The sequence below is a fragment of the Serratia sp. ME47 genome (assembly GCF_903970925.1).
Classification (GTDB): Bacteria; Pseudomonadota; Gammaproteobacteria; order Enterobacterales; family Enterobacteriaceae; genus Serratia; species Serratia ureilytica.
In genome coordinates this window covers 79,669-91,916 of the sequence record NZ_CAJCKE010000016.1, presented here as the reverse complement: position 1 = coordinate 91,916, position 12,248 = coordinate 79,669, and the positions used below count along the sequence as shown (strand labels likewise).

Below are 12,248 nucleotides of genomic sequence, written 5' to 3'. Positions count from 1 at the left end.
CGCAAGGAGAAAGGCGTTGGAACACAAGAAAGAGTTATCCATGGCGACCATGAAAGACGTCGCCGAAATGGCGGGCGTTTCAACGGCTACCGTATCGCGTGCGCTGATGAATCCGGAAAAGGTGTCAACGCCAACGCGTCAGAAAGTGGAACAGGCCGTGCTGGCCGTGGGTTATTCTCCTCATGCTCTGTCACGCAATATCAAACGCAACGAATCTCGCACCATCCTGGTGATCGTGCCCGACATCTGCGATCCGTTTTTCGCGGATGTGATCCAGGGGATCGAACAGACCGCCGCCCAACAAGGCTATCTGGTGCTGATCGGCGACTGCGCGCAGCAAAACCAGCAAGAACGCACCTTCGTCAATCTGATCATCACCAAACAGATCGACGGCATGCTGCTGCTGGGCTCTAATCTACCGTTCGACGCCAGCAAGGAAGAGCAGCGCAACCTGCCGCCGATGGTGATGGCCAATGAGTTCGCGCCCGAGCTGGAACTGCCAACGGTGCATATCGACAACCTGACCGCCGCCTTTGAAGCCGTGCATTATTTGCATCAATTGGGCCACCGGCAGATCGCCTGCGTCGCCGGGCCGGAACAGATGCCGCTGAGCCATTATCGGCTGCAAGGTTATGTTCAAGCGCTACGCCGTAATGGCATTACCGTCGAAAGCAGCTATATTACCCGGGGTGATTTTACCTACGAAGCCGGCGCGCAAGCGCTGACCCAGTTGATGGCTCAGCCGAAACCGCCGACGGCGGTGTTCTGCCACAGCGACGTCATGGCGATCGGCGTGCTGTCCCAGGCGAAGAAAATGGGGCTGCGGGTACCGCAGGATCTGTCGATCGTCGGCTTTGACGACCTCAAGCTGGCGCAGTATTGCGATCCGCCGCTGACCACGGTGGCGCAGCCGCGCTTCCAGATCGGCCAGCAGGCGATGTTGTTGCTGTTGGAGCAGTTGAACGGCCAGACGGTGGCCAGCGGCTCCCGACTCTTGGACAGTGAATTGATTATCAGAGGCAGCACCGCTGCTCCGAAACGCTAGTCAAATATTTTAGGGTTCAGTAACATGACGGACTTATCCTCTCATCAGGACACAGCGGAATAATAGTGGCACAAAAAGACTATGTAAGCCGTGGGCGCGCAGCAGGAGCTAAGCGCAAAACCCCCAGCCGTAAAAAACGCAGTTCTCCGAAGGTTTCCAAAACCGTGCTGGCGTTAGCCGTCGCGTTGCTGGTTGTCTTTGTCGGTGGCCTCTATTTCATTACGCACAACAAGCCGGAAGACGCGCCGTTGTTGCCTGCGCACACCACTCGCCCAGGCAACGGCCTGCCGCCGAAGCCGGAAGAGCGCTGGCGCTATATCAAAGAGCTGGAAAACCGACAGATCGGCGTGCAAACCCCGACCGAACCGACGGCCGGCGGCGAGCTCAATTCCAAAACTCAGCTGACCGCCGAACAACGGCAACTGCTGGAGCAGATGCAGGCCGACATGCAACAGCGCCCGACGCAGCTGAATGAAGTGCCGTATAACGATCCGGGCCAGGCCAACGCGCGCGGCAACCGCCAGCAGCAGATGCAACAACCGCAAATGCAGCAGCAGCCGGTACAGCAACAGCAGCAGGTCACTCAGGCGCCGCGCAACCCGTTCAACAACGGGGCCGCCACCGCGCCGGTGCAGCAGCACCAGCAGCCGAAGCAAGTCACCCCGCCGCCGGCGCAGGTGAAACAGCCTGAGCCGAAGCCGCAACCGAAGCCGGAGCCCAAACCGGAAGTGAAACAGGAAACGGCCAAGCAGGACACCAAACCGGAATCGAAACAGAAGTGGATGGTGCAATGCGGTTCGTTCCGCGCCACCGATCAGGCTGAATCCGTGCGTGCGCGCCTGGCGTTCGAGGGCATCGAGAGCCGCATCACCGCCGGTGGCGGTTGGAATCGCGTGGTGCTCGGCCCCTACAGCAGCCGCGCCGCAGCGGACAAAACCCTTTCGCGCCTGAAGGGCGTCGGCATGTCGAGTTGCATTCCCCTCTCCGTTGGGGGTTGAAAAGCGTCAATCCCCCCCCATCTATACTCTCAATATGCCTCGTAGCGTCTGCGAAAGCAGGCGCTGCGGGGACTTCTTTCCGTCTTTAACGAGGGTCTGCTCGTGACAACAATTGTAAGCGTACGCCGCAACGGCCAGGTCGTCATCGGTGGTGATGGCCAGGCAACCCTGGGTAATACGGTGATGAAGGGTAACGTCAAGAAAGTGCGTCGCCTGTATAACGACAAAGTGATCGCCGGTTTCGCCGGTGGCACCGCTGACGCCTTCACGCTGTTTGAACTGTTTGAACGCAAACTGGAAATGCATCAGGGCCACCTGGTGAAAGCCGCCGTCGAGCTGGCGAAAGACTGGCGCACCGACCGCATGCTGCGCAAGCTCGAAGCGCTGCTGGCGGTCGCCGATGAAACCGCCTCGCTGATCATCACCGGCAACGGCGATGTGGTGCAGCCGGAAAACGATCTGATCGCCATCGGCTCCGGCGGCCCGTACGCCCAGGCCGCCGCCCGCGCCATGTTGGAAAATACCGAGCTGAGCGCCCGCGACATCGTTGAGAAATCCCTCAACATCGCCGGCGACATCTGTATTTACACCAACCATTTCCACACCATTGAAGAATTGCCTTCCAAAGCGTAAGGATCGAATACCATGTCTGAAATGACCCCGCGCGAGATCGTCAGCGAACTGGACAGCTATATCATTGGCCAAAACAAGGCCAAACGCGCTGTCGCCATTGCCCTGCGCAACCGCTGGCGCCGGATGCAGCTCAACGAGATGCTGCGTCACGAAGTGACCCCGAAAAACATTCTGATGATCGGCCCGACCGGCGTCGGTAAAACCGAAATCGCCCGCCGTCTGGCGAAGCTGGCCAACGCGCCGTTCATCAAGGTTGAAGCCACCAAGTTCACCGAAGTGGGCTATGTGGGCAAAGAAGTGGACTCCATCATCCGCGATCTGACCGATGCCGCCATCAAAATGGTGCGCATGCAGTCGATCGAGAAAAACCGCACCCGTGCCGAAGAGTTGGCCGAAGAGCGCATTCTCGACGTGCTGATCCCGCCGGCCAAAAACAACTGGGGCCAGCCGGAAGAAGGCCAGGAACCGTCCGCCGCCCGCCAGGCATTCCGCAAGAAGCTGCGCGAAGGCCAGCTGGATGACAAAGAGATCGAAATCGATCTGGCCGCCGCGCCGATGGGCGTGGAAATCATGGCGCCTCCGGGCATGGAGGAGATGACCAACCAGCTGCAGTCGATGTTCCAGAACCTCGGCGGCCAAAAGCAAAAACCGCGCAAGCTGAAGATCAAAGAAGCCTTCAAGCTGCTGGTGGAAGAAGAAGCCGCCAAGCTGGTGAACCCGGAAGAGCTGAAAGAGCAGGCGATCGAAGCGGTTGAGCAACACGGCATCGTGTTTATCGATGAGATCGACAAAATCTGTAAGCGCGGCGGCCAAAGCTCCGGCCCGGACGTTTCCCGCGAAGGCGTGCAGCGCGATCTGCTGCCGCTGGTGGAAGGCTGCACCGTGTCCACCAAGCACGGCATGGTGAAAACCGACCACATTCTGTTCATCGCTTCCGGCGCGTTCCAGACCGCCAATCCGTCGGATCTGATCCCGGAACTGCAGGGCCGTCTGCCGATCCGCGTTGAGCTGCAGGCGCTGACCACCGAAGACTTCGAGCGCATCCTGACCGAGCCGAGCGCGTCGCTGACCGAACAGTACAAAGCGCTGATGGGCACCGAAGGCGTCAATATCGAGTTCACCGCCGACGGCATCCGCCGCATCGCCGAAGCCGCGTGGCAGGTCAACGAAAGCACCGAGAACATCGGCGCGCGTCGTCTGCACACCGTGCTGGAGCGTCTGATGGAAGATATTTCCTACGATGCGAGTGAAATTAATGGCCAATCCATTACAATTGATGCGGATTACGTGCGCAGTCATCTGGATGAACTGGTGGCGGATGAAGATTTGAGTCGTTTTATCCTATAATCGCTCAATCATTGTCTTGTCAGTCATCTGTGTGGGAGGCATTGCCTCCCACAATTATTTCTAACGGACACCGCAACTTACTGACAGAAGCGAAACATGAGCTCATCAACCTCCACCACCCCGATTTCCGCCTGGCTCGAAAGTCTACGCCCCCGCACCCTGCCGTTGGCCTTTGCCTCCATCGTGGTCGGCTCGGCGATCGCCGCCTGGCACGGCAGCCTGAAACCTGAAGTGGCGCTGCTGGCGCTGGTGACCGCCGGTCTGCTGCAGATCCTCTCCAACCTGGCGAATGACTACGGCGATGCGGTCAAAGGCAGCGACAAAGAAGATCGCATCGGGCCGTTGCGCGGCATGCAAAAGGGCATGATCACCCAGGCGCAGATGAAACGGGCGCTGGTGGTGACGGTAGTGCTGATCGCCCTCGCCGGCTGTTCGCTGATCGCCGTCGCCTGCGAGCAACCCAGCGACGTGGTGGGCTTCCTGGTGCTGGGCGGGCTGTCTATCGTGGCGGCCATCACCTACACCGTCGGCAACAAACCCTACGGGTATTTGGGGCTGGGCGACATCTCGGTGCTGGTGTTCTTCGGCTGGCTGAGCGTGGCCGGCACCTACTATTTGCAGACGCACACCTTCGACAGCGTCGTGATGCTACCGGCTACCGCCTGCGGCCTGCTGGCGACGGCGGTACTCAACATCAACAATCTGCGCGATATCGAAAGCGATCGCGAAAACGGCAAGAATACGCTGGCGGTGCGTCTCGGCCCGCACAAGGCGCGCATTTACCACGCCCTGCTGCTCGGCGGCGCGGTGCTGTGTTTCGCGCTGTTCACGCTGTTCAACCTCCACAGCCCGTGGGGTTGGCTGTTCGTGCTGGCGATCCCGCTGCTGGTGCGCCACGGCCTGCGCGTGCTGCGCGATCCGACGCCGGTCGGCATGCGGCCGATGCTGGAGCATATGGTCAAGGCGGCGTTGCTGGCCAACCTGCTGTTCGCCATCGGCGTGGCGCTCAGTTAAAAACTGATGATTTTGCCAACAGGGCGAATAAAGGGATATACTGAACATTCCTGCGGCAAACAGACGTAAAATCCTATGAAATACGATACTTCCGAACTTTGCGACATCTATCATGAAGAGGTGAACGTTGTTGAACCTCTGTTCTCCAATTTTGGCGGGCGTACTTCATTTGGCGGGCAGATCACCACGGTGAAATGCTTTGAGGATAACGGCCTGTTATTCGATCTGCTTGAAGAAAACGGTCGCGGCCGCGTGCTGTTGGTCGATGGCGGCGGTTCGGTACGCCGGGCGCTGATCAACGCCGAACTGGCGCGCCTGGCCGCCCAGAACGAATGGGAAGGCATCGTGGTGTACGGCGCGGTGCGCCAGGTGGACGATCTGGAAGAGCTCGACATCGGCATTCAGGCGATGGCGGCGATCCCGGCGGGTGCCGTAAGCGAAGGCGTGGGCGAAAGCGATATCCGCGTCAACTTCGGTGGCGTCACCTTCTTCTCCGGCGACCACCTGTATGCCGACAACACCGGCATCATCCTCTCCGAAGACCCGCTCGACATCGAGTGATTTTCAGACATGAAAAAGGGCGCCTCAGGCGCCCTTTTCGTTGCTGCATGGCGTAAGGAATCAAACCTCTTCCATTTTGCCCAGCAGCGCGCGCAGGCGATCTTGCCATACGTGCTGTTCTTCTTTCAGCTGTTGGTTTTCGCGCACCAGCGCTTCGTGGTTGCCGGAGGCAGCCTGAACTTCCTGCGACAGAGAGTTGTTTTTGTCTTTCAGCTCTTCAATTTCCATCTGCAACAAGGTGATGGTATCAATCGCCTGCTGTACTTTTGCTTCCAGTTTCTCAAATACTTCAAATGACATGCTTCAGTCCCCTCATGATAGCAAGGCGTACATCTATAAGTAGCGGCCGCAACGTCGGCTGCAGCTACTGCGAATATTGCATCGCGCTCAGTGACGCGCGCCGTTACGGAAGGCGCGCCAGTCTCGATTCGTTAAAAACGATTGTAAGTAGCCAGTCTCCGCCTGTCTAGCAACATACCGGATCATCGCGCAGTCTGTTGCAATTTTCCTGCCCTCGCCATCAGTAAAAACTGAAAATCCCCGCCGCCGCCGCCGCGAGTTGTTAATGCCCCTCGCCAAACCACTGGTCAGATCACACTTTTATGGCTCAGAAAGAACACTGAACGACGCGAAATCGCTCAATTTTATGACGCGCCACACACATTTTGATTTCGCTATTTCTCGTTTATGTTCGTTAACGATAAATTTACATCACGTCCTCATTCAATAATTGGACGAGATGAAAAAAACTGTGCCCATAGGTCAGATGTATACCTGGCTGAGCCTATAAACCAACAACCGCCGTTTTGCAGGACACCAACATTATGAGCCAAACCACCAGTCCGACATTAAAAGGCCAGTGCATCGCCGAGTTCCTCGGCACGGCGCTGCTGATCTTCTTTGGCGTAGGCTGCGTTGCCGCACTGAAACTGGCGGGCGCCAGCTTCGGCCAGTGGGAAATCAGCATCATTTGGGGCCTCGGCGTCGCCATGGCCATCTATCTGACCGCCGCCATTTCCGGCGCGCATCTCAACCCGGCGGTCACCCTCGCCCTGTGGCTGTTCGCCTGCTTCGACGGGCGCAAAGTGGTGCCTTACATCATTGCGCAGATCGCCGGCGCCTTCTGCGCCGCCGCCCTGGTCTACGGGCTGTACTACAACCTGTTCTTCGACTTCGAAGCGGCTCACCATATGGTGCGCGGCAGCAACGAAAGCCTTGAACTGGCCGGCATCTTCTCGACTTACCCTAACGCGCACATCTCCGTCGGCCAGGCATTCCTGGTAGAAATGGTGATCGCTGCGATCCTGATGTGCCTGATCCTGGCGCTGACCGACGACGGCAACGGCATTCCGCGCGGCCCGCTGGCGCCGCTGCTGATCGGTATTCTGATTGCCGTGATCGGCGCCTCCATGGGACCATTGACCGGCTTTGCGTTGAACCCGGCGCGTGACTTCGGGCCGAAACTGTTCGCCTACCTGGCCGGCTGGGGCAAAGTCGCCTTCACCGGCGCGCGCGACATCCCGTACTTCCTGGTGCCGATCTTCGCCCCTATCGTCGGCTGTGGCCTGGGCGCTTTCGGTTACCGCGCGCTGATTGGCCGCCACCTGCCGTGCGACGTCTGCGTGACGGAAGAAGAGCCCGACGCCAAGACCCAGCAGCGTAAAGCGTGATGGGTGCAGTTTTAAACGGTTAACAACAGCAGGATAATTACCATGACTGTAGAAAAAAAATACATTGTCGCACTCGACCAAGGGACCACCAGCTCACGCGCCGTCGTGCTCGATCACGACGCCAACATCGTTGCGGTATCGCAACGCGAATTCCCGCAGATCTATCCAAAGGCCGGCTGGGTTGAGCACGACCCGATGGAGATCTGGGCGTCGCAAAGCTCGACGCTGGTAGAAGTGCTGGCGAAGGCCGACATCAATTCCGATCAGATCGCCGGCATCGGCATCACCAACCAGCGCGAAACCACCATCGTCTGGGAAAAAGAGACCGGCAAGCCGGTCTACAACGCCATCGTCTGGCAGTGCCGCCGCACCGCCGACATCTGCGAGAAGCTCAAGCGCGACGGCCTGGAAGAGTACATCCGTCACAACACCGGCCTGGTGGTTGACCCCTACTTCTCCGGCACCAAGGTGAAATGGATCCTGGACAACGTCGAAGGCGCCCGCGAGCGCGCCAAACGCGGCGAACTGCTGTTCGGCACCGTCGATACCTGGCTGGTGTGGAAGATGACCCAGGGGCGCGTACACGTCACCGATTACACCAACGCCTCACGCACCATGATGTTCAATATCCACGAGCTGGACTGGGACGAACGCATGCTGGAAGTGCTGGACATTCCGCGCGCCATGCTGCCGAAAGTCCGTCCTTCCTCCGAGGTATACGGCCAGACCAACATCGGCGGCAAGGGCGGCACGCGTATTCCTATCGCCGGTATCGCCGGCGACCAGCAAGCGGCATTGTACGGCCAGCTGTGCGTTCAACCGGGCATGGCGAAGAACACCTACGGCACCGGCTGCTTCCTGCTGATGAACACCGGCAAAGAAGCGGTGCGCTCGAAAAACGGTTTGCTGACCACCATCGCCTGCGGCCCGCGCGGCGAAGTGAACTATGCGCTGGAAGGCGCGGTGTTCATCGGCGGTGCGTCTATCCAGTGGCTGCGCGACGAGCTGAAACTGATCAGCGACGCCGCCGACTCCGAATATTTCGCCACCAAGGTGAAAGACAGCAACGGCGTCTATGTGGTGCCGGCCTTCACCGGCCTGGGCGCGCCCTACTGGGATCCGTATGCCCGCGGCGCCATCTTCGGCCTGACCCGCGGTGCCAACAGCAACCACATCATCCGCGCCACGCTGGAATCCATCGCCTTCCAGACGCGCGACGTGCTGGACGCCATGCAGGCCGACGCCAACACCCGCCTGCAATCGCTGCGCGTGGACGGCGGCGCGGTCGCCAACAACTTCCTGATGCAGTTCCAGTCCGATATCCTCGGCACCCGCGTAGAACGCTCTGAAGTGCGTGAATCGACGGCGTTGGGCGCCGCGTTCCTGGCGGGCCTGGCCATCGGCTACTGGAACGATCTGGATGAAGTGAAGAGCAAAGCGGTGATTGAGCGTGAATTCCGTCCAAGCATCGAAACCACCGAACGCAACTACCGCTACAGCGGCTGGAAAAAAGCGGTGGCTCGCGCGCAGGCGTGGGAAGATCACGATTAAACCCAGCCTTGCCGTTACCCCAAAATTGCGCTGCCTGCGGGCGGCGCTTTTTTTTGCCCCGCCCCGCCGCCGCCGCGCTGTGATAGACTTTGCCGATATTTTCTTCCCTTTCTCACAGACAGGTTTGCCATGAAACGTGAATTAGCCATCGAATTTTCCCGCGTTACCGAAGCCGCCGCGCTGGCGGGCTACAAATGGCTGGGACGCGGCGACAAGAACGCAGCCGACGGCGCGGCGGTCCACGCCATGCGCATCATGCTCAACAAGGTGGATATCGATGGCCGCATCGTGATTGGCGAAGGCGAGATCGACGAAGCGCCGATGCTGTATATCGGCGAGCAGGTCGGCAGCGGCCAGGGCGACGCGGTCGACATCGCGGTCGATCCGATCGAGGGCACCCGCATGACCGCCATGGGCCAGTCCAACGCGCTGGCGGTCTTGGCGGTGGGCGATCGCGGCACCTTCCTGCACGCGCCGGACATGTACATGGAGAAGCTGGTGGTCGGCCCGGCGGCGCGCGGCGCCATCGATCTCAATCTGCCGCTGGCGGAGAACCTGCGGAACGTCGCCGAACGACTGGGCAAACCGCTGTCGCAGCTGACGGTCATCGTGTTGGCCAAACCGCGCCACGACGGCGTCATCGCGCAGATGCAGCAGTTGGGCGTGCGGGTGTTCGCCATTCCTGACGGCGATGTGGCGGCCTCCATTCTCACCTGCATGCCGGAAAGCGAGGTCGATGTGATGTATGGCATCGGCGGCGCGCCGGAAGGGGTGATCTCCGCCGCGGTGATCCGCGCGCTGGACGGCGACATGCAGGCGCGTTTGCTGGCGCGCCATGAAGTGAAAGGCGACAGCCCCGAGAACCGCCGCCTCGGCGAGCAGGAGCTGGCGCGCTGCCGTGAGATGGGCATCGAGGCCGGTCAGGTCTTGCGCCTGGACCAGATGGCGCGCAACGACAACGTCATCTTCTCCGCCACCGGCATCACCAAGGGCGATTTGCTGGAGGGCATCAGCCGCAAGGGCAACATGGCCACGACCGAAACGTTACTGATCCGCGGCAAGTCGCGCACCCTTCGCCGTATCCGTTCAACCCACTATCTGGATCGCAAAGACCCGGCGCTGCACGAGTTTCTGCTGTAACGAAACAGGGCGCCGAATGGCGCCCTGATGATTGATGACAAACCTCATGCCCTTGCCGGGTTGATAGAGAGCAGCAAATAGAAAACAAGGAAAATCAATTCATTGATTTTCGGCTGATCCCCGCAAAGGGGGGAAAAACCACGCTTTTTCTCCCCTTTGTCAACGGTATGAGGGCGCCGAATGGCGCCCTGTCGTTATGCGGTGTGTCCCTGATGCTGCATCCGGTTGGACAGCGGCCACCAGCACAGCAGGATCAGCACCGCCATCGCGAACATCAGCAAGCCGAGGCTGAACTGCCCGGTTTGCGGCAGCATGGCGGAAAGCCAGGTCGCCAGACCGGAGCCCATGTTCTGCATGCCGCCCACCAACGCGCCCGCCGCGCCGGCCAGGTAAGGGAACGGCTCCATCGCCCCGGTGGTCGCCAGCGGGAACAGCATGCCGGCGCCGAAGAAGAACAATGCAGCCGGCACGATCAGCGTCCAGATGTTCATTACGCCGAACCAGCCCGGGATCCACATCATCGCTCCCGCCAGCAGACAGCTCAGCACCGAATGCCACATCAGCGTATGGAAGGTCTTGCCGTCGCGCCCGGCGTACCAGGCGCCGAAAAACGCCGCCGGGATCGGCAGAATGAACAGGATGCTGACGGTCAGGCCGCTCAGCCCCAACACACCGCCCATCAACACGCCGCAGCTGGCTTCAAATACCGCAATCCCCGCCAGCGCGCCGATCAGCATCACCAGATAGCAACTGAAGGTGCTGTCGCTCAGCAGCTGGCGGAAACTGGCCAGCATGCGGCGTTTTTCTGTCTGGACCGGACGGGTCTCCGGCAGCCAGCGGAACATCGCGAAGGCGACGCAGGCGCACAGCGCCAGCAGGAAGGCGTAACAGGCTCGCCAGCCGAACACCATCGCCAGCGCGCCGCCGATCACCGGCGCCAACAGCGGGCTGACCAAAATCCCCATATTCAGCAGGCTGTTGGCATAGCGCAGCGCGGTGCCGGCATACAGATCGCGCGGCATGGTGCGCGCCATCACGCCCGCCACGCCGGTGCCCATGCCCTGGATGGCGCTGGCGGCGACCAGCATCGTCAGGTTGGTGGACAGCAGCGCGCCCAGCGCCCCCACCAGGAAGATCATCATGCCGGTCAGGATCACCGGACGACGCCCGATACGATCCGATATCGGCCCGTAAATCAGCTGGGAGAAACCGTAGGTCAGCAAATACGCCGCCATCACCCGCTGCACGGCGCCGGTGCGCACCGACAGATCGTGAGCGATGTCAGCAATAACGGGAACATAAATGGTTTGCGCCATCTGGCCGACGGCGACCAACAGGATAAGCATCACCAGCAGGTGAAAGTTCTCTAGTTTTCTCATTATCTTCGTTAACGTTTCAACTCGTCACAGCGTCCCGGTATGGCCGTTGCAGCAGCCAGAACGGCGAGCAGCCCTCTATGGCGGCATAAGCTAATCAAATCTGATTTTTTTAGCGAGTTTCAGACAAATATTGATCCAGGTCACACTGGCAGCAAACCCGACCAGGCTCGTAAATTAAACTGTACGTCTAACGCTTTGGGGGTAAAAATTAGCGCGTTTGCAGTAGCTGCGCTTTAGCATTTAATCGATAATTATTTTCATCAACTTGAAATAAAATAACACCATAGGGATTTGGTTCATGAAAACACCTGAGCTGATTTTATTGCAGTTAAAGGCTCTCGGCCCGCACTCCGCCAAAATGCTGGCGGAGCGTCTGGACATCACGCCGATGGGCATCCGACAACATCTGCAATCCCTGGAAAAACGTGAGCTGGTTTGTTACGAAGAAGCGCGCAGCAAGGTCGGCCGCCCGACGCGCTACTGGTCGCTGACCGAGCGGGGGCACGCCTACACGGCCGACGATCAGGAGCGACTGCGGGAATCCGCGCTGCAGCTGTTTGGCGGCGCCGGCGTGGAACCGTTGCTCATCGCGCGCGAAGAGCAGCTTTATCTGCGCTATGCCGAAGAGCTGTCCGCCGAGCGCAGCCATCAGGATCGGCTAACCCGCCTGGTTCGCCTGCGGCAACACGACGGTTACATGGCCGAATTGCTCGATCATCCGCACGGTGCGCTGCTGGTGGAAAACCACTGTCCGATCGGCGTGGCCGGTTCCAACTGCAGCAGCCTGTGCAATTCCGAGCTGCAGCTGTTTCACCGGCTGTTCGGCAACGACTACCGGGTAGAGCGCACCGCGCACGCCATTTCCGGCTCACGACATTGTGCTTATTTGATTCGACCACGGGAGCTTTAG

The 12,248-nt window shown here is 59.7% G+C and carries 12 protein-coding genes; 10 read left to right on the top strand and 2 right to left on the bottom strand.

The window, feature by feature from the left end; genetic code table 11:
* The first annotated feature begins 16 nt into the window (after window positions 1–16).
* From cytR to rraA, 6 genes are all read left to right on the top strand, one after another.
* Complete coding sequence (cytR, locus tag H7A77_RS16505) at window positions 17–1,045, top strand: DNA-binding transcriptional regulator CytR (protein WP_025304661.1); 1,029 nt, start codon at window positions 17–19, stop codon at window positions 1,043–1,045.
* Between the two features lie 65 nt (window positions 1,046–1,110).
* Window positions 1,111–2,043 carry a cell division protein FtsN gene (gene ftsN, locus H7A77_RS16500; RefSeq protein WP_047025847.1) on the top strand — a complete coding sequence of 311 codons (933 nt, stop codon included), beginning with the start codon at window positions 1,111–1,113 and terminating at the stop codon, window positions 2,041–2,043.
* 102 nt (window positions 2,044–2,145) lie between these two features.
* Window positions 2,146–2,676, top strand: coding sequence for an ATP-dependent protease subunit HslV (hslV, locus tag H7A77_RS16495; RefSeq protein ID WP_004931085.1), 531 nt, complete (start codon window positions 2,146–2,148; stop codon window positions 2,674–2,676).
* 12 nt (window positions 2,677–2,688) lie between these two features.
* Window positions 2,689–4,023, top strand: a complete 1,335-nt coding sequence (hslU, locus tag H7A77_RS16490; protein ID WP_033645212.1) for an HslU--HslV peptidase ATPase subunit — start codon at window positions 2,689–2,691, stop codon at window positions 4,021–4,023.
* Window positions 4,024–4,119: 96 nt separating this feature from the next.
* Entirely contained in the window at window positions 4,120–5,037 is a 918-nt protein-coding gene (locus H7A77_RS16485) for a 1,4-dihydroxy-2-naphthoate polyprenyltransferase (protein WP_108682193.1), read from the top strand.
* A 75-nt stretch (window positions 5,038–5,112) separates the two neighbouring features.
* Window positions 5,113–5,598, top strand: coding sequence for a ribonuclease E activity regulator RraA (gene rraA / locus H7A77_RS16480; RefSeq protein WP_004931090.1), 486 nt, complete (start codon window positions 5,113–5,115; stop codon window positions 5,596–5,598).
* Between the two features lie 60 nt (window positions 5,599–5,658).
* On the opposite strand, the gene zapB is transcribed toward rraA, so the two are convergent.
* Window positions 5,659–5,898 (bottom strand): septal ring assembly protein ZapB, encoded by a 240-nt coding sequence (zapB, locus tag H7A77_RS16475; RefSeq protein ID WP_004931092.1) that lies wholly within the window; start codon window positions 5,896–5,898, stop codon window positions 5,659–5,661.
* Between the two features lie 524 nt (window positions 5,899–6,422).
* On the opposite strand from zapB, the gene H7A77_RS16470 reads away from it, so the two are divergent.
* The 3 genes from H7A77_RS16470 (at window position 6,423) to glpX (ending at window position 9,959) form a co-directional block, all read left to right on the top strand.
* Window positions 6,423–7,268, top strand: coding sequence for an MIP/aquaporin family protein (locus tag H7A77_RS16470; RefSeq protein WP_004931095.1), 846 nt, complete (start codon window positions 6,423–6,425; stop codon window positions 7,266–7,268).
* Between the two features lie 42 nt (window positions 7,269–7,310).
* Window positions 7,311–8,819 (top strand): glycerol kinase GlpK, encoded by a 1,509-nt coding sequence (gene glpK / locus H7A77_RS16465; protein WP_182074420.1) that lies wholly within the window; start codon window positions 7,311–7,313, stop codon window positions 8,817–8,819.
* Between the two features lie 129 nt (window positions 8,820–8,948).
* Window positions 8,949–9,959, top strand: coding sequence for a class II fructose-bisphosphatase (gene glpX / locus H7A77_RS16460; RefSeq protein WP_072626426.1), 1,011 nt, complete (start codon window positions 8,949–8,951; stop codon window positions 9,957–9,959).
* Between the two features lie 194 nt (window positions 9,960–10,153).
* Here the strand turns inward: glpX and emrD are convergent, their stop codons facing one another.
* Window positions 10,154–11,338: a multidrug efflux MFS transporter EmrD gene (gene emrD, locus H7A77_RS16455; RefSeq protein ID WP_042785565.1), complete on the bottom strand. Its 1,185-nt coding sequence runs from the start codon at window positions 11,336–11,338 to the stop codon at window positions 10,154–10,156.
* A 298-nt stretch (window positions 11,339–11,636) separates the two neighbouring features.
* Here emrD and H7A77_RS16450 point away from each other — a divergent pair, with 298 nt between their 5' ends.
* Complete coding sequence (locus tag H7A77_RS16450) at window positions 11,637–12,248, top strand: metalloregulator ArsR/SmtB family transcription factor (RefSeq protein ID WP_033631328.1); 612 nt, start codon at window positions 11,637–11,639, stop codon at window positions 12,246–12,248.

Coding starts and splice junctions, on each gene's coding strand:
- hslU (WP_033645212.1), top strand. CDS start 2,689: ATGTCTGAAATGACCCCGCGCGAGATCGTCAGCGAACTGGACAGCTAT.
- H7A77_RS16485 (WP_108682193.1), top strand. CDS start 4,120: ATGAGCTCATCAACCTCCACCACCCCGATTTCCGCCTGGCTCGAAAGT.
- rraA (WP_004931090.1), top strand. CDS start 5,113: ATGAAATACGATACTTCCGAACTTTGCGACATCTATCATGAAGAGGTG.
- zapB (WP_004931092.1), bottom strand. CDS start 5,898: ATGTCATTTGAAGTATTTGAGAAACTGGAAGCAAAAGTACAGCAGGCG.
- H7A77_RS16470 (WP_004931095.1), top strand. CDS start 6,423: ATGAGCCAAACCACCAGTCCGACATTAAAAGGCCAGTGCATCGCCGAG.
- glpK (WP_182074420.1), top strand. CDS start 7,311: ATGACTGTAGAAAAAAAATACATTGTCGCACTCGACCAAGGGACCACC.
- glpX (WP_072626426.1), top strand. CDS start 8,949: ATGAAACGTGAATTAGCCATCGAATTTTCCCGCGTTACCGAAGCCGCC.
- emrD (WP_042785565.1), bottom strand. CDS start 11,338: ATGAGAAAACTAGAGAACTTTCACCTGCTGGTGATGCTTATCCTGTTG.
- H7A77_RS16450 (WP_033631328.1), top strand. CDS start 11,637: ATGAAAACACCTGAGCTGATTTTATTGCAGTTAAAGGCTCTCGGCCCG.